The 18,841-nt window shown below is 41.6% G+C and carries 18 protein-coding genes; 7 read left to right on the forward strand and 11 right to left on the reverse strand.

Translation table 11 applies throughout. From position 1 onward, the window contains the following. Position 1: 1 nt before the first annotated feature. Complete coding sequence (hemW, locus tag ACX3PZ_RS04440) at positions 2 to 1,126, forward strand: radical SAM family heme chaperone HemW (RefSeq protein ID WP_459083346.1); 1,125 nt, start codon at positions 2 to 4, stop codon at positions 1,124 to 1,126. 111 nt (positions 1,127 to 1,237) lie between these two features. Further along, positions 1,238 to 2,026: a glutamate racemase gene (gene murI, locus ACX3PZ_RS04445; protein WP_459083491.1), complete on the forward strand. Its 789-nt coding sequence runs from the start codon at positions 1,238 to 1,240 to the stop codon at positions 2,024 to 2,026. On the opposite strand, the gene ACX3PZ_RS04450 is transcribed toward murI, so the two are convergent. From ACX3PZ_RS04450 to ACX3PZ_RS04465, 4 genes are all read right to left on the reverse strand, one after another. Further along, a complete protein-coding gene (locus ACX3PZ_RS04450) occupies positions 2,013 to 2,615 on the reverse strand; it encodes an RsmD family RNA methyltransferase (RefSeq protein WP_459083347.1) in 603 nt (200 codons plus the stop codon). The two genes, murI and ACX3PZ_RS04450, sit on opposite strands and share 14 nt — an antisense overlap. 18 nt (positions 2,616 to 2,633) lie before the next feature. After that, positions 2,634 to 3,347, reverse strand: a complete 714-nt coding sequence (locus tag ACX3PZ_RS04455; protein WP_459083348.1) for a DUF3822 family protein — start codon at positions 3,345 to 3,347, stop codon at positions 2,634 to 2,636. A 77-nt stretch (positions 3,348 to 3,424) separates the two neighbouring features. After that, a complete protein-coding gene (locus ACX3PZ_RS04460; RefSeq protein WP_459083349.1) occupies positions 3,425 to 3,919 on the reverse strand; it encodes a Smr/MutS family protein in 495 nt (164 codons plus the stop codon). Next, positions 3,909 to 4,424, reverse strand: coding sequence for a metallophosphoesterase family protein (locus tag ACX3PZ_RS04465; RefSeq protein ID WP_459083350.1), 516 nt, complete (start codon positions 4,422 to 4,424; stop codon positions 3,909 to 3,911). Before ACX3PZ_RS04465 ends, ACX3PZ_RS04460 begins: the two co-directional genes overlap by 11 nt. A gap of 32 nt (positions 4,425 to 4,456) precedes the next feature. Here ACX3PZ_RS04465 and truA point away from each other — a divergent pair, with 32 nt between their 5' ends. Next, a complete protein-coding gene (truA, locus tag ACX3PZ_RS04470; RefSeq protein WP_459083351.1) occupies positions 4,457 to 5,230 on the forward strand; it encodes a tRNA pseudouridine(38-40) synthase TruA in 774 nt (257 codons plus the stop codon). Between the two features lie 75 nt (positions 5,231 to 5,305). Beyond that, entirely contained in the window at positions 5,306 to 7,069 is a 1,764-nt protein-coding gene (locus ACX3PZ_RS04475) for an ABC transporter ATP-binding protein (protein WP_459083352.1), read from the forward strand. A 337-nt stretch (positions 7,070 to 7,406) separates the two neighbouring features. On the opposite strand, the gene groL is transcribed toward ACX3PZ_RS04475, so the two are convergent. The 4 genes from groL to ACX3PZ_RS04495 all read right to left on the reverse strand — a co-directional run bounded on the left by groL (position 7,407) and on the right by ACX3PZ_RS04495 (position 12,720). After that, a complete protein-coding gene (groL, locus tag ACX3PZ_RS04480; protein WP_459083353.1) occupies positions 7,407 to 9,032 on the reverse strand; it encodes a chaperonin GroEL in 1,626 nt (541 codons plus the stop codon). Between the two features lie 67 nt (positions 9,033 to 9,099). Next, entirely contained in the window at positions 9,100 to 9,381 is a 282-nt protein-coding gene (locus ACX3PZ_RS04485) for a co-chaperone GroES (RefSeq protein ID WP_459083354.1), read from the reverse strand. Between the two features lie 213 nt (positions 9,382 to 9,594). After that, a complete protein-coding gene (locus ACX3PZ_RS04490; protein WP_459111998.1) occupies positions 9,595 to 11,967 on the reverse strand; it encodes a M1 family metallopeptidase in 2,373 nt (790 codons plus the stop codon). Between the two features lie 177 nt (positions 11,968 to 12,144). Continuing rightward, a complete protein-coding gene (locus tag ACX3PZ_RS04495) occupies positions 12,145 to 12,720 on the reverse strand; it encodes a HupE/UreJ family protein (RefSeq protein WP_459083356.1) in 576 nt (191 codons plus the stop codon). Between the two features lie 144 nt (positions 12,721 to 12,864). Between ACX3PZ_RS04495 and ACX3PZ_RS04500 the strand changes: the two genes are divergently transcribed. Next, the gene (locus ACX3PZ_RS04500) at positions 12,865 to 14,055 is read left to right on the forward strand and encodes an MFS transporter (RefSeq protein ID WP_459083357.1); all 1,191 of its coding nucleotides are present in this window, start codon (positions 12,865 to 12,867) and stop codon (positions 14,053 to 14,055) included. A gap of 31 nt (positions 14,056 to 14,086) precedes the next feature. Then, positions 14,087 to 14,632 (forward strand): DUF6702 family protein, encoded by a 546-nt coding sequence (locus ACX3PZ_RS04505; RefSeq protein WP_459083358.1) that lies wholly within the window; start codon positions 14,087 to 14,089, stop codon positions 14,630 to 14,632. Here ACX3PZ_RS04505 and ACX3PZ_RS04510 read toward each other — a convergent pair. Together ACX3PZ_RS04510 and radA are read right to left on the reverse strand one after the other, a co-directional pair. Continuing rightward, positions 14,629 to 15,213 (reverse strand): acyl carrier protein phosphodiesterase, encoded by a 585-nt coding sequence (locus ACX3PZ_RS04510; protein ID WP_459083359.1) that lies wholly within the window; start codon positions 15,211 to 15,213, stop codon positions 14,629 to 14,631. The genes ACX3PZ_RS04505 and ACX3PZ_RS04510 overlap by 4 nt on opposite strands. 10 nt (positions 15,214 to 15,223) lie before the next feature. After that, a complete protein-coding gene (gene radA, locus ACX3PZ_RS04515; RefSeq protein WP_459083360.1) occupies positions 15,224 to 16,570 on the reverse strand; it encodes a DNA repair protein RadA in 1,347 nt (448 codons plus the stop codon). Between the two features lie 310 nt (positions 16,571 to 16,880). On the opposite strand from radA, the gene ACX3PZ_RS04520 reads away from it, so the two are divergent. Next, positions 16,881 to 18,491 carry a CTP synthase gene (locus ACX3PZ_RS04520; protein WP_459111999.1) on the forward strand — a complete coding sequence of 537 codons (1,611 nt, stop codon included), beginning with the start codon at positions 16,881 to 16,883 and terminating at the stop codon, positions 18,489 to 18,491. 43 nt (positions 18,492 to 18,534) lie between these two features. Here ACX3PZ_RS04520 and ACX3PZ_RS04525 read toward each other — a convergent pair whose 3' ends face one another. Beyond that, positions 18,535 to 18,681: a hypothetical protein gene (locus ACX3PZ_RS04525; RefSeq protein ID WP_459083362.1), complete on the reverse strand. Its 147-nt coding sequence runs from the start codon at positions 18,679 to 18,681 to the stop codon at positions 18,535 to 18,537. Positions 18,682 to 18,841 lie beyond the last annotated feature (160 nt).

Here is an 18,841-nt window from a genome sequence, read left to right on the forward strand (position 1 = left end):
CATGATTTACTTTCACATTCCTTTTTGTAAACAAAAATGCAGTTATTGTAATTTTCATTTTTCCACTTCTTTAAATCAGAAAGAGGAGCTTCTACTTGCTCTCCATAAAGAATTATCTCTTCGGGAGCGGGAACTCGAGAAAAAGCCACTTCGTTCGATTTATTTTGGAGGCGGTACGCCGTCCCTTTTGGAAGTAGATGAACTTTGGGCACTTCTCGAAAAGACGCAGCGTTATTATGATTGGGACGAGGATATTGAAATTACGCTGGAGGCGAATCCAGATGATTTGTCTGCAGTGAAGTTAGGGGCGCTTTCAAAAACACCGATTAATCGACTTTCTATTGGAACTCAAAGTTTTTTCAAGGACGATTTAATCCTCATGAATCGCGCACATACTGCCTCCGAGGCTCTCGATTCTATTAAAAGAAGTCAGGACTTTGGGTTTGAAAATCTTTCAATAGACCTGATTTACGGAGCGATGACCTCTTCTATGGAGATTTGGCAAGAGAATCTTCAAATTGCGATGTCCCTTGAAATCCCTCATATTTCAGCGTATGCCCTTACGGTGGAGCCTAAGACGACCTTGAGCCATTGGGTGCAAGAGAAGATCGTTCCCCCGCCAAGTCAAGCCCTTCAAAACGATCAGTTTCATTGGATGGCGCAGTATCTTAAAAAGCAAGGACTAAGTCACTATGAAATTTCAAATTTTGCAGTGCCTGGAAAAGAGTCAAGACACAATTCCGCCTATTGGAATTATTCACCTTACCTTGGAATTGGACCCTCAGCACATTCCTATGATGGGAAGTCCAAAAGAAGCTGGAGCGTGGCAAACAACACAAAATACATTCAATCCCTTCGCGAGGGAGCGGTTGCGTTGGAAGTTGAGATTCTTGAAGAAAAGGACCGCTACAATGAAATGCTAATGATAGGTCTTCGAACTCGCAAAGGGGTAGACTTACAAAGGCTTCAATCGGAATTTTCATCGGAGATTCTTACCCATTTTGGCAATGAACTGACTCCAAAAATGGACAACGGGTATTTAAAAATGGAGGGGAATCGCCTTGTGATTCCTTCCGAACATTGGTTTATGGCCGACGGTATCGCTTCCGATTTGTTCAAAATCTAGCCACCAAGAAGAGGCTAGAAATCCATACGAGAAATAATATTTGTATTTTTGCAACAAATTGGAATCGCTTTGAAAATAAAAAAACCAGATTACTCTTCTCTTCACGCAGATATGCCTATCGGAATATTTGATTCAGGAGTAGGAGGACTGACCGTCGCAAGAGAAATTCGCAAGATCCTTCCCAAGGAAAATTTCATCTATTACGGCGATACAAAGCATTTGCCTTACGGAGATAAATCTCCCGAAGCGATTCAAGGCTATTGCCGTCGAATCACTCAATTTCTACTAGATCAGGGCTGTAAAGCGATTGTGGTGGCTTGTAATACGGCCACTGCGAATGCTCTGAAAGAAATCAAAGAATTGGTCGATGGAAGAGTCCCGGTGATTGATGTAATTAGTCCCGTGGCAGAAAAAGTAGCTTTTGAAATTCATACCAATGTGGGCGTGATTGCAACCAAAGCGACCGTGAGCTCGGGAATCTATCGAAAAAGCATTCGAAAACATAACAAGTTTATTCATGTGGATGAACTTCCGACCCCTCTCTTAGTGCCTGCGATTGAGGAAGGCTTTCGGAACCATCCCATTACAAGCGCGATCATCTACAATTATTTAAGTCAAAATAAGCTTAAGAATATTGAAACGTTGATCTTGGGATGTACGCATTACCCTCTTCTAATGGACGAAATTAAGCAGTTTTACGGCAACCGAGTTCGTATTATCGACTCGCCAAGCATTGTGGTGGGTCACTTAAAATTCATCCTTGATTCGAGCCATTTGCTCCAGAGTGAAAATCAGAACGTGGAATATCATTTCTACGTCTCGGACGTGACGAAAAACTTTGAAAAGATTTCAAAAAAGATTTTTGGAAACGCGATTCCTTTAGAGCTTAGGCCTCTGTAATCGGAGTTTGCTCCGATTCAACTTCTGATGCTGCTTCTGGTTTTTGAAGGAAGGAAAACGTGATGTTTCCGTACTTTCTACTTTCAAGAATAGAAGGATGCTGCAGCTTTAATCGTGTGGTGTGTTCCAAGATGAAACTTCCCCCCGGCTTAAGAAAATCCCCATTTAAAACAAGATCGATTAGTTTTTGGTATTGTGCCTCGTCGGTGGATTCAAAGGGCGCATCACAAAAGATCAAATCAAACTGCTTTTTACTACGGTTCTTTTTTAAGTATTCGTAAACGTCCGCACGTTGCACATTGATTTGCAGTGCCATGTCTAGCTCTGCTGCGGTCGCGTTAATAAAGGCGCAATGCTTCGGATTGAGCTCTACGGCGGTAATGTCTTTGCAGTCCCGAGAAGCAAATTCTAGGGAAATCGATCCAATGCCTGCGAAGAGGTCTAGGACCGTAAGGAATTCTAAGTCATGACGGTGCTCTAGGATGCTGAACAGGGCTTCCTTTGCGAAATCCGTGGTAGGACGGACCTCGAAATGTTTGGGAGCAGCAATTCGTTTGCCTTTCCAGCGTCCGGAGATAATTCTAAACATCGTCTGAGTTCTTGGGGGTTAATTTAAGATGAAATTCTTTTTCGGCAAATTGTCGAAAGGAATTTTTAAATGGGTCGCAAATTTATTGAGTTCCGAGATAAAGGTTTCGTTTTGAGAGGTTTCTCCGTATATGTGAAACCGGGTTTCTCTAAGGGAGAAATCAATTTTGCTTAAAGTGAAAAGTATGAAATACAGGAAGTCAACCTCGGATTGCAAATCTAGATGGTTGTAGAGCACTACTTTTTTGTTCGCAAATGCGAAAAATTCACATTGGTTCTGATACAAATTTATGTGAACCTCTCTTGGTTTTTTAACTGAGATCTGGTTTAAAAATTTTTCTCCAGAGAAGTTGAATTTTGCATTCTTATTTTTCTGTTTTATAACCTGGTAAAGATCCTTTGGGAAGGTGTAATAAAACTGAACTGCATGTTTTTTATTCACCGCAAGCATCAGTTCTTCTTCGTCTTTCTCTAGAGAGGCATTCAGGGAAAGCAGATCCAGTCCCATTTCGTGCTGAGAAAAACCTTCGGGCATCAGGGTGAAATGGTTAAAAGCAGAATAAACTTCAATCTTATCGAACGAGCTTTTAAGAAGGTTTTCAATGGGCTGCAAAAACGATTGTTCTTTGGATTCCAAATCTAAGAGCAGTTCCTTTTCTTCCAATACGCTTTTCGCATTGGTAATTTGGTAAAGTAAATAGTCTTTGGAGACAAGTAATCGGAGCTGTTTCATCGTTATTTAGGCGCAAATTTAGAGAATTTAATTGGGATTTGAAAAAGCAGGGAGCGTTTGTGAGGCGTAGAGCTGCATTACTTCCAGTACACGAGAATGCTTGCAGATTGCTGGGTCAAGATCTGAGTGTGCTGGAATTCAAGATCCATCGCATTTTCTAGGTAGTCCACGACCAGCTTTTGAAGGACCCCATCGCCTAACCCGTGGATGATTTCTAATTTTTTTAGGCGGTGCGTTCGGCAGAATTCGATGGTTTCGATCAGTTTTTCTTTTTGAAGAAAGAGTCTTTCAAAACTCTCATAGGCAAGCGGATTCGAGACCAATTTATCAAAATGAAGATCAAGAACAAGATGGGTAGTTCGGTGTTTCTTCGAGGTTGTTTTTAAGGGTTCCTTTTTTGGGTTTACTTCCATGTTTTCATAAAGCGAAGTATCCATCGGAACCAGTTCCGATTTGTGATGCTTATGGGTGAACCCATGAGAGTCTTTAAAGACAACCCATTCTCCATGAACCGAAGTGACGGTTCCATAGAGATCTTGGTCTATGAGTGATACAGCGTCGTTAATCTTCATTGTTTTTTTCCGTTTTGTTTCCCAGTTCAATCACGATTAGATTTTGGATTTCTCCTTTCTCTATTTCAAAACTAAGCAGGGTTCTTTTTTGATGCCAGCCTTGGCGACCACAGGCGCCAGGATTCAAATGCAACAGTCCTAAATTTTTATCGTACATCACTTTTAAAATATGCGAATGTCCTGAAATGAAGAGTTTTGGTTTTAGCTGCTTAATACTTTCTCTGGCAGAAGGTGAGTACTTACCGGGATAACCTCCAATGTGAATCATGAAGACCTCGAGACCTTCACAAGTAAAGGAAAGAGACTCAGGGCAGCGGCTGCGAAGAGAGGCCCCGTCTATATTCCCATAGACTGCGCGAAGAGTCCCTTTGGACTCCAGAGCCTCAAAGACCTCAAGATTTCCGAAATCTCCGGCGTGCCAAATTTCATCCGCTTGCTCGGCGTAATGCAAAATGCGCTCGTCCATATAAGAATGCGTGTCAGAAAGTAAGAGTATCTTCTTCAAATGTTTTATTTTTGCATTGCAAACATACGAAATTGAGATATTTTATTGAGTTTTCCTACTTCGGAAAGAATTATTTTGGCTATCAAATCCAGCCCCGAGAAATCTCGGTGCAAGAAGTTCTAGAAACATCACTCTCGACACTTTTGCGCGAGAAGATCTCCCTTACAGGAGCGGGTCGAACGGACACCGGAGTACATGCCAAAAAAATGTTTGCTCACTTGGATTTTGAGGGAGAAATCCCTTGTGACCTAGTAAGACGCTTAAATCGGTTTTTGCCTAGAGACATTCAAGTGGAAAAGCTGTTTGAGGTTCAGCCCTCAGCGCATGCTCGCTTTGATGCAACCTATCGAACCTATGAGTACCATGTATCACAGGTCAAGGATCCCTTTTCAATCGATACAGCCTACTCGTTTTATACGCGAGCGCTTGATCTTGAGAAAATGAATCAGGCCGCTGAAATTATTTGTCAGTACAAAGAATTTGAAAGTTTTGCAAAAGTAGGTGGAGATAACAAAACGTTTGTTTGTCAAATCTATAAAGCAAAATGGGAAAGGATTGAAAACCGTCTAATTTTCACCATATCGGCCAATCGATTTTTACGCAACATGGTTCGAGCTATTGTGGGAACTTTATTGGAAGTGGGAGTTGGGAAGATTAGGCCTGAGGAAGTAAGAGAAATAATTGAAAGTAAAAATCGAAATCGAGCAGGAACCTCTGCGCCTGCGCACGGTCTTTATCTTCTCGACGTAGGCTATGAGTGGGAAACGATCTTAAAGAAGGACTCGATTTTCAAAACCCCTAGCTAGAGACGGCATGCTATCTATGAAACATTCCGTAAATTTGCATCAGAAAATTTAACCATACTAAATTTTTATACCCCTATGAATAAACCCTCGACCGGATCTATCATTAAACGCCTATTTCTAATAGGTATGAAATTTCGTTCGTGGTTTATCTTCGCCTTGGTCGTATCCATTTTGCTATCGGTAACCTCCACATTCCGACCTTATTTAACCATGCAAATCGTCGACAATGACATTATCAAATTAGGCGACAAGGGTCTAATGATGAAGCATATTTATTGGTTGGTGGGTCTTGTCTTTTTAGAGACCTTTCTTAATTTTTTCCTCGTTTATTTCTCCAATTTTATTTCTCAGAATGTCATTCGGGATATTCGAGAAACTCTATACAAGAAACTGCTCTATTTCAAAACTTCTTTTTTTGATAAAACGCCTATCGGTCAGTTGGTGACCCGAGCGGTTGGAGATGTGGAAACCATTGCCACGGTGTACACCGATGGGTTTTTGATGGTGTTCGGGGATATCTTACGAATCGTCTTCGTATTAATCATGATGTTCAACACAAACGAGCATTTGAGTTATATTTCTATTGCGATCTTACCTCTGATGGTGGTCATTACAAGGTTCTTTCAAAAGAGGCTTAAAAAAGCGTTTGGAGATGAAAGAACTTGGACTGCAAACCAAAACTCGTTCGTACAAGAAAGACTTGCAGGGATGCAACTGATTCAAGTTTTCAATCGACAAGGACAGGAATATTCGAAGTTTGTTTCCATTAACGAGACTCTAAAGAGTGCGCTTCTTCGAACCGTCTTTATCTTTTCGCTCTTTTTCCCAGTAGTGGAATTAATTTCTTCCTTATTTATCGGCTTTGTTCTATTTTACGGAGGGTATATTACCATTACAGCAGGGGTGGTTATTGCATTCATTCAGTACATCTCGATGCTTATTCGACCACTTCGACAAATCGCAGACCGCTTTAACAATATTCAGCGAGGCATTGTGGGAGCTGAGCGTGTATTAGGACTGATGGATCAAGATTTATCCATGTCCAATACGGGCACCGTGAAGAAAGATCATTTCGAAGGCCGAATTGAATTTAAGGATGTGCATTTTTCGTATGACGAAAAACAAGAAGTGCTTAAGGGCATAAGTTTCCAGGTGAATCCTGGAGAAAGCGTCGCCATAGTAGGCGCTACAGGAGCCGGTAAATCCACGATTATTAGCTTGCTCACTCGTCTTTACGACCGCAATTCTGGTGAGATTTTAATTGACGGTGTGCCGCTTGAAAAATACGAGCTTTACAATTTAAGAGCCCACGTGGGAGTTGTATTGCAAGACGTATTCTTATTCCATGACAGCATCTATGAGAATTTAGCCTTTGGTGACCCTGAGGTTACACCTGAAAAAGTGAAAAAAGCGGCCAAAGAAATAGAGGTCGATCAGTTTATTTCCCAGCTTCCAGGAGGATATGAGTATGTCGTTAGCGAGAGAGGAAGCTCTATTTCTCTAGGGCAAAGACAGCTTTTGTCCTTCCTTCGGGCTTATCTATCCGATCCTAAAATCTTAATTCTCGACGAGGCAACCTCTTCCATTGATCCCCAAAGCGAAAAACTCATCCAACGCGCAACAGAGAAGATTACTCAAAATCGCACCTCGATTATTATTGCGCACAGACTCTCCACTATTCAAAAAGCTGACAAAATTTTGGTGATGGACTCAGGTCTGATTGTAGAGCAAGGGACTCATGAGGAGCTTCTAAAAGTAGGTGGGTTTTATTCGAACTTGTACAAAGGTCAGCTTCAAAAACCGTCTGTGGAAGTCGAGAATACGTCCGAAGAAATCTAGGTTTTTACCGTTTGTTTTCCAAATAGAGAATCGTATCATGATATGGGGTAGAGGCCCTCTGCCTTGGAATGCCAAATGTCTTTAAGGAGCCATGGTTTTATTTCGCTCGACTCTTTTTTGGGCACGGCCCTATGGAATTTTATGCGAGCGGATTGAGCTCGAATTTCGGTGTCGTTTTTATCATGAAGAGATGCGACTCTTACGTATACCCCCGAATCTTTACCCGTCTCTGGTTTTCCTTTTGGGGTCTCTCGGGATCATGAATAAAAAAAGCAGCGAGCTCTTTTAAAAGAACTCGCTGCCTATAGGATTCGAAAAACGAATGCCTGGACCTTTATTACATCATCCCTGGCATTCCTCCGCCCATTGGCATTTGAGGTTCGTCTTTCTTAACTTCTGTAATTACACATTCTGTTGTAAGTAGCATTCCAGAAACTGAAGCTGCATTTTCAAGTGCAACACGTACTACTTTCGTTGGGTCAATAATACCTGCTTCAAACATGTTTACATACTCATCGTTTTTCGCGTTGAATCCGAAGTCTCCTGTTCCTTCCGATACTTTCGCAACGATTACAGAACCTTCTCCACCTGCGTTCGCGACAATCTGTCTTAAAGGCTCTTCAATGGCTCTTTTTACAATTTTGATTCCCGTAAGTTGATCCGCATTTTCAGCCGTTAAATTGCTAAGTGCTTCAATGCTTCTTACTAGTGCAACCCCACCTCCAGGAACGATTCCTTCTTCTACGGCAGCTCTTGTTGCGTGAAGCGCATCGTCTACACGGTCTTTCTTTTCTTTCATTTCCACTTCCGAAGCAGCTCCTACGTAAAGGACAGCCACCCCACCTGCTAATTTAGCAAGACGTTCTTGAAGTTTTTCTCTATCGTAATCTGAAGTTGTGTTTTCCATTTGAGCTTTGATTTGACCCACACGCCCCTTGATTTGAGCTTGGTCACCTCCTCCGTTTACGATGGTAGTGTTGTCCTTGTCAATCGAAACTTTCTCAGCGGTTCCTAGCATCTCAAGAGTTGCGTTCTCCATTGTGAACCCTCTTTCTTCTGAGATTACTTGTCCTCCTGTTAAAATCGCGATGTCTTCAAGCATAGCTTTTCTGCGGTCTCCAAATCCTGGAGCTTTTACGGCTGCAATTTTTAGAGATCCTCTTAGTTTGTTTACAACCAAAGTAGCAAGTGCTTCTCCTTCTACTTCTTCAGAAATGATAAGAAGGGATTTTCCGGCTTGTGCTACAGGTTCAAGTACAGGAAGAAGTTCTTTCATGGAAGAAATTTTCTTCTCAACAAGTAAAATGTATGGGTTTTCAAGTTCCGTTACCATTTTCTCTGAATTGGTCACGAAATAAGGAGATTGGAATCCTCTGTCGAATTGCATTCCTTCTACTACATCTACAGTCGTATCTGTTCCTTTTGCTTCTTCTACGGTGATTACTCCTTCTTTACCCACTTTACCGAACGCTTCTGCGATCAGAGCACCAATGGTGTCGTCGTTGTTTGCAGAAATAGAAGCGACTTGCTTGATTTTTTCTGCAGCTTCTCCTACTTCTTGTGATTGGGATTTAAGGTTTTCTACGACGCTAGCAACGGCTTTGTCGATTCCTCTTTTTAGGTCCATTGGATTGGCTCCAGCCGCTACGTTTTTAAGTCCTTCGCGAACGATCGCTTGAGCAAGTACAGTCGCGGTAGTGGTTCCGTCTCCGGCAATATCATTGGTTTTAGAAGCTACTTCTTTTACCATCTGTGCTCCTAAGTTTTCAACTTTGTCTTCTAGTTCAATTTCTTTTGCTACAGAAACTCCGTCTTTGGTTACGTGGGGTGCTCCGAATGCTTTCTCGATTACTACATTTCTTCCCTTAGGTCCTAGAGTTACTTTCACAGCGTTTGCCAAGGCATCTACACCTCTTTTTAACGCGTCTCTCGATTCAATGTCGAATTTTATTTCTTTTGCCATTTTAATTTAATTTTTTAGATAAGTCGGTTTGTATGACTTTATTTAAAGTTTGTTAATAGGGATTTAATTACGATCCTAAAATTCCAAGTAGATCGGATTCTCTTACGATAAGGAAATCTTTTCCTTCCAATTTAAGTTCAGAACCTGAATACTTTCCGTAAAGTACTTTGTCTCCTACTTTAACGGTGGTAGGTTCGTCTTTCTTTCCAGGGCCTACTGCCACTACAGTTCCTTCTTGTGGTTTTTCTTGTGCCGTGTCTGGAATGATAATTCCGGAAGCCGTTTTGGTTTCTGCCGCGGTAGGTTCAACGAGAACGCGGTCTGCAAGCGGTTTGAAATTTACTGACATAATTGTATATTTTAATTAGTTGTTGTTATTTTCTCTTCAATTCCCCAAAACTTTGCCAATGTCTAGCTGGGTAGGAAAAAGCTACTTTAGGGGGATAAATTGGCAGACTCTTGGACAAGAGGTGTAAATATGGCAGATTTTTTTGGGTCCGCTTTTTTGCATTAAAAAAACCACCTGCGCTGCGCAAGTGGTTTTTAGGAATTTTTATTGGGTCTATTTCTTAGCGGCCTGCATTGGGTTTAGTCTTCCACTGGAAGCGCCGCGAGCGGACTGTCCTTGTTTGCGTTTGAAGACGTCAAACGAAGTAGCGGGCTCTTTGTTTGTACTAGCGCTCCAGAAATTGTTCTTTTCGTCAATGTCAGAGGTTTCTTTCATTGGGTCTAGTTGAATGGATTTTAGTTTTTTATCGAACACATAGGAAAGCTTCACGTTTTTCTCATTGTGTCTCCAAATTTGAGCCGGACGCTTGTCCTCAAGTTTAGTTCCATCTTCAAAAGTGAATTCGAGTAGAATCGGCATCACAAGTCCTCCTTTGTTGGAGAACTCTAGCTGGTAGGCCGTTAAGTTTTTAAGATTAGCTTTTTCACTTGCAGGAACTTTTTCTTGGAAATCAAAACTCATCGTGTGACTAGTAGTAGTGTCCACTTTCTCAAGTCCGCGGTTGTATCGATAGTAAAAGTCTTGCAATTCCTTGTCCTGTTCCGTGTAAAATACAATAGAAGGATCTGCTTGATTTCGTTTTTTAGACAAATCCACGAAGTCGTTTTCAAGCGGTTTGTCAACTGTGTAATTTCTTGTCATCGGTTTTGGAGAATACTCTAAGTTCGGAGTAGCCACAGAAACTTTATCGAGAGAAATGTCCACAGGATCGGTGCCATAGAACCAGCCTCTCCAGAACCAGTCTAAATCCTCTCCACTCGCATCTTCCATGGATCTGAAAAAATCCGCAGGTTCAGGATGGCGGAAGGCCCAACGTTTTGAATAGGTTTTGAAGGCTTGGTCAAAAAGTTCACGTCCCATAATGGTTTCTCTTAAGATATTGAGTCCCGTTGCCGGTTTTGCGTAGGCATTAGGTCCAAAATGCGTGATATTTTCGGAGTTGGTCATAATAGGTTCCAACTGGTCTTTTGGTAATTTCATATAGTCCACAATCGTGTGGGCCGGACCTCTTCTCGATGGGAATTTCGGATCCCAACGTTCCTCCGTTAGGTACTCCACAAAGGTATTGAGTCCTTCGTCCATCCAAGTCCACTGTCTTTCGTCAGAATTGATGATCATAGGGAAGAAGTTGTGACCTACCTCGTGAATGATTACACCAATCATTCCGTTTTTGGTTCCTTCGGAGTAGGTTCCGTCTTTCTCCGTGCGTCCATAGTTGAAACAAATCATTGGGTATTCCATCCCGTTCGAAGCTTCAATCGACTGGGCTACAGGGTAAGGATACGGAATCGTATATTCAGAATAAGTCTTAATCGTATGCGCTACCGCTTTGGTGGAGAATTTTCTATAGAGTCCGTAGGCCTCTTTTGGATAAAGACTCATGGCCATCACGTCGTTTCCGTTTTCTGGGATTTTTACGTGCATCGCATCCCAAATGAATTTTCTAGAGCTTGTCCATGCAAAATCACGTACATCGTTAGCTTCGAAAACCCAAGTTTTTCTCTTTTTGCTTTTGTTTTTTTCTGCTTTTGTGGCCTCTGCTAGAGTCACAATTTCAATAGGTTCATTTGAGGTTTTGCTTTTTTGGTAGCGGCTATATTGATCCGCGGAAAGCACTTCTTTATAATTTTTACCTTCGCCTGTCGCGGCCACGATATGGTCTGCCGGCACGTTCATCGTCACTTTGTAGTTTCCAAAGACAAGTGCAAATTCCCCACGTCCTGTAAATTGATGGTTTTGCCATCCCTGAAAATCAGAGTAAACACACATTCTAGGGAACCATTGCGTAATGGTGTATAGATCGTTTCCATCTTCTGGGAAGTATTCATAGCCTCCTCGTCCTCCCGTAGAAAGGCGGTTCGAGATGTTGTAGTTCCAGTCAATGTGGAAGGTGATTTTATCACCAGGTTTCAAGGGGGAAGGAAGGTCGATTCGCATCATGGTTTTGTTAACCGTATACGAAAGCGCTTTTCCATTGGAGTCGACTACTTTTTCAAGGTTAACCCCAAGACCGTTGTTCTTTTTAGGAAGTTCACTAGGTCCCAAATCGTCTGAAGAGACTTGCTTGGGAAGGGAAGAAGAGAAATCATACCCTGCATTGTTCACAGAGGAATGCTCATTCTCATCGAGTTGAAGCCAAAGGTAGTCTAGCGCGTCCGGTGAGTAGTTATAATAGGTTACTTTCTCGGATGCTTTTAGATTTCTTTTTTCTTCGTCTAAGTAGGCTGTAATGTCGTAATCCGCTCGGTTCTGCCAATACTGAGTTCCCGGAGCTCCCGCTGCGTTGCGGTAAACATTGGGTGTCGGTAGGATTGTGCCAAGCTGTTCGAACTTATTGCCGTGCTTAGCCTCTGGATTGTTTTGGTGATTTTGAGCTTTGGAAAATCCGAAGCTTAGGAGCAGGATTAAGAGTAGTTTTAGTTTCATAATGAAGGGTGCGAGAGGAATTGAAATGGGTTTCGCGTATCAAAACTACTTATTATTTGCCAAAAAACGAAAAAAATGAAGTTTTTTTTCAAAACTATTTTTTGAAATTCTGCTGAGAAGAAATTCCTCATCAACGTCTATCAATCCGTCAGTTGGTGTTTTGTGCTTCTAGTTGAATTATGGAATTCGCTCTAGAGTCATTTGCATCGCTAGAAAAAAGACCCCCGAAGAAATAAACAGTGCCCAGTCTCTTTTGGGAATCTTCACCAGTTGAACCATCACAAAACTCACTAGCAAAAAGACCACCACAAGAAGGATCTGGCCCAGCTCCAGTCCAATGTTAAAGCCTAAAAGAGGGAGGAACAAAGACTGCTCCTTCGCTAGGGTCATACGGATCGTATTGGCAAATCCCATTCCGTGAATGAGTCCAAAGAAAAGTGCGAGGTAATAATTAAGACGCATTAAGGTTTTGGCCTTATTGCGTAAAATAAGGTTGTCAAGTGCCGTTAATACAATGGTAAGTGGAATTAAGAACTCAACCCAATTTCCAGGAACTCGAAGGATTTCCATTGCACTTAAGGCGAGGGTTAGGGAATGCCCGATGGTAAAAGCAGTCACAAGAATTAAAATTTTCTTGAAATCTTGGATCGAGTAAGCCATGATTAAAACCAAAACGAAAAGTTGATGGTCTAAGGCATCCAAGGAAATAATATGCTCCCAACCGAGATTTAAATACAAAGTAAAGTCCTTCACAGAAATGTTTTTTAGTAAATGAAAGTACGACGAATCGCAAAAGTAAGAAAAATTGACCTATGAAATCAATAGAAAAAGACTCTAGGCAATTTCAGTTTGAAGGGCATTAATTTGGTACTTTTGCCGATTGAAAAAACAGGTAGTATGAACGGAGAAGAAAGGAATAAGGAAAGTTTTGCTGAACAGCCCAATTGGAGCGCCGTTTGGTCTGTAGCCCTGTGTGTGGCCGGACTCATTATTGCAGAATTTTTGCCCGCGAGTCTTTTAACTCCGATGGCTTCTGAGCTAACCGTAAGCGAAGGAACGGTGGGAATGGCCATCTCGGTCACGGCCGCCGTGGCTATGATTTCTAGTTTGTTTATCGGAGTCACCACCGCGAAATTAGACCGTCGGTGGGTTTTGATGGGCTTTAGCTTACTTCTTGTTTTCTCAAATTTAATTGTAGGTTTTGCTCCTAATTTTGGCATCCTTATTATAGGGCGTATCCTTCTTGGAATTGGAATTGGTGGGTGTTGGAGTATGATGGCTGCCACCGCCATGCGTCTGGTTCCTAAGGAGCATGTCCCCAAAGCTCTTTCGATTATCTTTAGTTCAGTTTCGGTAGCGACTGTACTTGCTGCCCCTCTGGGCAGTTTCTTAGGGATGCACATCGGATGGAGAAACGTATTCTTGCTTGCTTCTCTTGTGGGAGTGATTTCCTTTGTATGGCAGTTTTCTTCCTTGCCTGTAATGGCCTCACAAGGAGCGGTTAAACTTCGCGAAGTATTTAGGATTTTAAAGCGCAACGAAATCAGACAAGGAATGCTTTCTACTTTCTTTATTTTTATGAGCTACGCGATTTTCTTTTCCTATTTAAGACCTTTTCTCGAAAATGTTACGAATGTGAAAGACGCCACCTTAACCTGGGTTCTACTTAGTTTTGGTGTGGCGAACTTTTTGGGCGCAAGTCTATCTCGTTATGCTCTTGATTGGAATCTCCATAAAACGCTACTACTGGCGGCACTTTTCATGGGGATTTGTGTAGTGGGTCTCATGTATTGGGGGACACTCCTTCCTCCCACCGTGGTTTTAGTCTCTTTTTGGGGAATGTTTTTCGGAATTGTGCAAGTGGGATGGACCCATTGGCTCACCCGAACAATTCCTGAACAGGCTGAGAGCGCAGGTGGACTTCAAACGGGACTTATCCAGCTTGCCATTACCCTTGGCGCTTTGGGTGGGGGACTGGTTATTGACGCACTAGGAGCAAGAAGCGTCTTTTTGTTTAGTACCGTTTGCGCAGCGATTGCCACTGTGATTGGAGTATACGCCTTTCGAAATCATTTGAAATTTAAATAATTGTTTTCATAGAAATTCCTACTTTCGTAGGATGAAATTTGCGACTCAAAGATTTTGGTTTTTTCCATTCCTACTGCTTTTTTGTTTTGCTTCGTTTGCGAAGGCAGGCTCTAACCCGGAAGCAAAAGTACTGCTTATACATCCCTACCATGTGGGTAGCGTGGAGTTTAATTACTCATCTCAATCTCAGACCTTTCAAATCACGGGAAGGTTCTTCTTAGATGATTTAGAAAATGCACTTCGAAAAAAGACGGGGAAGATTCTCTATTTTCAAAATGAGTCGATGAAAAAGTCTCTAAACGAGGCTCTTCGAGCCTACCTGTCAGAAAATCTACGTCTAAGAGTAGAAGGAGAATTCCTAAACATTGATTATTTAGGATTTGAGGAGGACAGTGAATCTGTGGTGGTTTATTTAGAGTCTTCAAAAGTAGAAACGCCAAGGAAAGTGGAAGTCGCGGTGAGTGCGCTTTACAATCTTTTCGACGATCAAATCAACATCATTCACTTAACGGTTGAGGGCAAAAGACAAAGCCAGAGGCTAAACTATCCCGATCGTTACTTATTCAAAGAATTCTAGCTTTGGCCTGCGTTAAACTCTTCACAATACGCTTTTAACTCAGGGAAAAACGCATCGTACAATTTCTTAATTCGATCGAGGTTCTGTACCAAAACTTCGAATACATTCACCGAGTCCTCTAAGAATTCTGCTCGTCTTACGACATGATGCAATGATTTTCTCATCCCTTCTAAGGACTGATATTGCATAAGCCAGTTGTCGCGAATCATACTAGGGAGGGCGGATTTTAACCGTGGGGGCAACCACTCTTCATACTGCGTAAGGCTTTGATACGCCCACTGACAATGAGTGTGCCACTGAGCAGTAGAGTGAAGCCGCCTGTCATTCAAAATAAAGTAATCCAAAACAATGTCGGCAAACACGCCTGCATAATGTCCAGTCAGAGGTCGAAATAGCGCTTTGATTGCTTTGAACTTAGGATGGCTGTCGGTAAAGCGATCAATCGCATGATGAAGATCAATTCCTTTTTGAATTTCTCTGGGATAGGAAAGACGATCTTTTCGCTTTGCAAAGTCCACAAGAAGGTTTCCCACCAATTGCTCAGGAGAATAGGAAAGATAACTGTGGGCTAGGTAATTCAATAAAATGAGTTTAAAATAAGAGTTCGTGCAATTGATCGAGTTTGCTGATTTCCACTATTTGGATGCCGTATTTTTTCTTGGGAATCTTATTTAGTTTGGAGACCACAATGGTTTCGTAGCCTAATTTTTCCGCTTCAGATATGCGCTGCTCAATCTGCCTTACAGGGCGCACCTCGCCGCTAAGGCCAATCTCTCCTGCAAAACAAAATTTTTCTGAAATTGGAATGTCTTCATTGGAAGAAAGAATACTTGCCACAACGGCTAAATCTAAAGCAGGATCATCCGTTTTAATGCCTCCTGTCAAGTTTAAGAAGACATCTTTTGCTCCCAATTGAAATCCTGCTCTTTTTTCAAGCACGGCAAGCAGCATGTTAAGTCGTTTGCTATCAAAGCCCGTGGTGCTTCTTTGCGGAGTACCGTAGACCGCAGAAGAAACAAGTGCTTGAATTTCAAGGAGCATGGGTCGGTTCCCCTCGAGGGTCACCGCTACCGAATTTCCTGAAAGAGGTTCAAGTTTCTTCGTGATTAAAACCTCGGAAGGATTCTTCACTTCTTTTAGGCCCTGAGAGACCATTTCATAAATGCCGATTTCCGCTGTGGAACCGAAACGGTTTTTACTCGCACGAAGCAGTCTAAAAAGATGGTTCCGATCTCCATCAAAGTTTAGGACCACGTCGACCATGTGCTCTAAGACTTTAGGACCTGCAATTTGCCCATCTTTTGTAATGTGACCTACAATAATAATAGGTGTGGAGGTGCTTTTCGCGAACTTAATTAGCTCGTTCGAACAGTCCCGAATTTGGGAAACCGTCCCGGGAGAACTTTCTAAATTTTGAGAATGAAGAGTTTGAATCGAATCGATGATGAGCAGATCGGGCTGTAGCTTTTTTGCCTCGTGAATGATTTTCTCTACGGAGACTTCCGTGAATAAGTAGCAGTGCGGATTCTGAAGCTCGGTGAGTCGATCCGCACGCATTTTGATTTGCGAGGTGCTTTCTTCTCCCGAAACATAAAGAATCTTCTTTTTCATCTTAAGGGCTAACTGCAAGAGCAAAGTTGATTTTCCGATTCCCGGTTCTCCACCGATTAAAATAACAGAGCCCAAAACAATGCCTCCGCCCAGAACACGGTTCAGTTCCTCGGAATTGCTTTTAATTCTAGGCTCTTCCGTAGTTTCTACTTCCACAATGTTGATAATGTGGTTTTTCGATTTTTCTGCGCTCTGTTTGCTAGAGGATTTCTCTACTATTTCTTCCGCGAGTGTATTCCAGGATCCACACGTTTTGCACTGTCCGTGCCACTGCGAATACTGAGTGCCGCAATTTTGACAGAAATACACCGATTTTAGTTTGGCCACTAGTTCTATTTTTTAAATTCAAATGGCAATTTACACTTTTTAGCGGCTTATTTCGAAAAAAAAAGGAAGTAAAAAAGGGTGAGTAGCAAGAAAAAAAGAGGCTTTTTTCAACTTGAAGGTGCGCTTTTTAAATCTTCGTTTTAAACGAACTAAAATCTTTTTACCGATCTTGGTTCCAATAGCTAATTACCTAATATGCAGTGCGTTTTTGGCTCCATAGTTAACTAAGTTTACTAAGTAAAGAAAGAATAAAAAGAAATCAAATTGCGCTGCATTGTTTTTTCCTTTAACTTTGCACAAACCTAAATCAATGAGTAAAAAACCGACAAAATATATTTTTGTTACCGGAGGCGTGACATCTTCGTTAGGAAAAGGAATCATCTCAGCCTCACTAGGGCTTCTTCTTAAAGAGCGAGGATTTAATGTCACCATTCAAAAACTCGACCCGTATATCAATATCGATCCAGGTACTTTAAATCCCTACGAGCACGGAGAATGTTACGTGACGCAGGATGGAGCAGAAACCGATTTGGATTTAGGTCATTACGAACGATTTTTAGATTCCACGACTTCTCAAAACAACAACGTAACCACGGGACGAATTTATCAAACCGTGATTGAAAAAGAGAGAAGAGGGGATTTTCTTGGGAAGACCGTTCAGGTTATTCCTCACATTACAAACGAAATTAAGCGTCGTATTAAAATTCTTTCTAAACAGAATTACGATATTATTATTACAGAGATTGGGGGGACGGTCGGAGATATTGAGTCACTTCCTTACATAGAATCTGTACGACAACTTCGTTGGGAGCTTGGAGAACAAAACTCAATGGTAATCCATTTAACCTTGGTTCCTTATTTAGCAGCCAGTGGAGAATTGAAAACAAAACCTTCTCAGCATTCTGTTCGCCAACTCATGGAATACGGAATTCAAGCCGATATTTTGGTTTGCCGCACCGAGCACAGCATAACGAAAGAAATTAGGGCAAAACTAGCTCAGTTCTGTAACGTGGACATTGCAAGTGTAATTGAATCGAAAGATATGGAAACCATCTATGAGGTTCCTTTAAATCTGCAGAAGCAAAATTTCGACGAAGTCGTTTTAAATGCCTTGAATTTAAAATCAGACAAAAAAGCAGAACTTAAGGATTGGAAACAGTTCTTAAAGCGCTATAAAAATCCGAAAAGAAAAGTAGAGATTGCTCTTGTGGGTAAATATGTCTCTCTGCAAGATTCTTATAAATCCATTGTAGAATCCTTTATCCATGCGGGCGCAGAACTCGAAACTGAAGTCAATATTCGCTGGGTATATAGTGGCGAGATTACGCAGGAAACCGTGGCTCAGACCTTTGAAGGAATTGACGGGATCTTAATTGCGCCAGGCTTTGGAGATCGAGGCATTGAGGGAAAAGTGGTAGCTGCACAGTACGCAAGAGAGGCCAAAATCCCAACCCTTGGAATTTGTCTAGGGATGCAAATTATGACCATTGAATTCGCTAGAACTGTGCTAGGTCTAGAAAAAGCCAATTCGGTTGAATTTGATTCCTCAACCCTGGATCCAGTCATTTCCTTAATGGAAGACCAGAAGAATGTGGTGGAGAAAGGGGGAACCATGAGACTGGGAGCTTGGAAATGCAGCTTGAAAACCGGCTCGAAACTCCACGAAATCTACGGAGCCAAAAACATTTCAGAGCGTCATAGACACAGGTATGAATTTAATTCTGAGTATACGAAGGAATTTGAATCCAAAGGACTCGTTCCCACAGGATTTAATCCTGAAACTCAGCTTGTGGAAACTTTGGAATTAAAGGACCATCCTTTTTATGTAGGAGTGCAGTACCATCCAGAGTATAAAAGTACCGTAGAATCGCCGCATCCGCTCTTTGTAGCCTTTGTGAAAGCGAGTCAAACAAAAAAATAAAGCCCTAGTAGCCGTCTCAATATTGGGGCGGCTATTTTTATGATTATTTTCTTAAAATTATTGTGTGCACTGTTGCTTTCTTTTCTATAGCAGTGGTCTTCCCGATGGCTTGTTTAGTTAACTTTTTTTGAACATCCTTTTTAACGGTTGCATTTACTTTTTTTGCAGTTCCGTTTGACTTTGTTTTCATAATTAGAAAATTTTAGATTAAACAATAGGGGATACCGATTTTTTAGGCGGATAAATTTGAACGCAAATATTTTGCGACGTTTATTTTTCGGGAATATTGTAAGAATACTATCTATTACCATGTTTTTTATGAGTGTCCATCTTTTTGATTTAAAAAGTTT

This window comes from Chryseobacterium sp. A321 (assembly GCF_054489265.1).

What these genes read in the sequence shown, in the direction of transcription:
- hemW (WP_459083346.1), top strand. Translation starts at nt 2, where the DNA reads ATGATTTACTTTCACATTCCTTTTTGTAAACAAAAATGCAGTTATTGT.
- murI (WP_459083491.1), top strand. Translation starts at nt 1,238, where the DNA reads ATGCCTATCGGAATATTTGATTCAGGAGTAGGAGGACTGACCGTCGCA.
- ACX3PZ_RS04450 (WP_459083347.1), bottom strand. Translation starts at nt 2,615, where the DNA reads ATGTTTAGAATTATCTCCGGACGCTGGAAAGGCAAACGAATTGCTGCT.
- ACX3PZ_RS04455 (WP_459083348.1), bottom strand. Translation starts at nt 3,347, where the DNA reads ATGAAACAGCTCCGATTACTTGTCTCCAAAGACTATTTACTTTACCAA.
- ACX3PZ_RS04460 (WP_459083349.1), bottom strand. Translation starts at nt 3,919, where the DNA reads ATGAAGATTAACGACGCTGTATCACTCATAGACCAAGATCTCTATGGA.
- ACX3PZ_RS04475 (WP_459083352.1), top strand. Translation starts at nt 5,306, where the DNA reads ATGAATAAACCCTCGACCGGATCTATCATTAAACGCCTATTTCTAATA.
- groL (WP_459083353.1), bottom strand. Translation starts at nt 9,032, where the DNA reads ATGGCAAAAGAAATAAAATTCGACATTGAATCGAGAGACGCGTTAAAA.
- ACX3PZ_RS04485 (WP_459083354.1), bottom strand. Translation starts at nt 9,381, where the DNA reads ATGTCAGTAAATTTCAAACCGCTTGCAGACCGCGTTCTCGTTGAACCT.
- ACX3PZ_RS04490 (WP_459111998.1), bottom strand. Translation starts at nt 11,967, where the DNA reads ATGAAACTAAAACTACTCTTAATCCTGCTCCTAAGCTTCGGATTTTCC.
- ACX3PZ_RS04500 (WP_459083357.1), top strand. Translation starts at nt 12,865, where the DNA reads ATGAACGGAGAAGAAAGGAATAAGGAAAGTTTTGCTGAACAGCCCAAT.
- ACX3PZ_RS04505 (WP_459083358.1), top strand. Translation starts at nt 14,087, where the DNA reads ATGAAATTTGCGACTCAAAGATTTTGGTTTTTTCCATTCCTACTGCTT.
- ACX3PZ_RS04520 (WP_459111999.1), top strand. Translation starts at nt 16,881, where the DNA reads ATGAGTAAAAAACCGACAAAATATATTTTTGTTACCGGAGGCGTGACA.
- ACX3PZ_RS04525 (WP_459083362.1), bottom strand. Translation starts at nt 18,681, where the DNA reads ATGAAAACAAAGTCAAACGGAACTGCAAAAAAAGTAAATGCAACCGTT.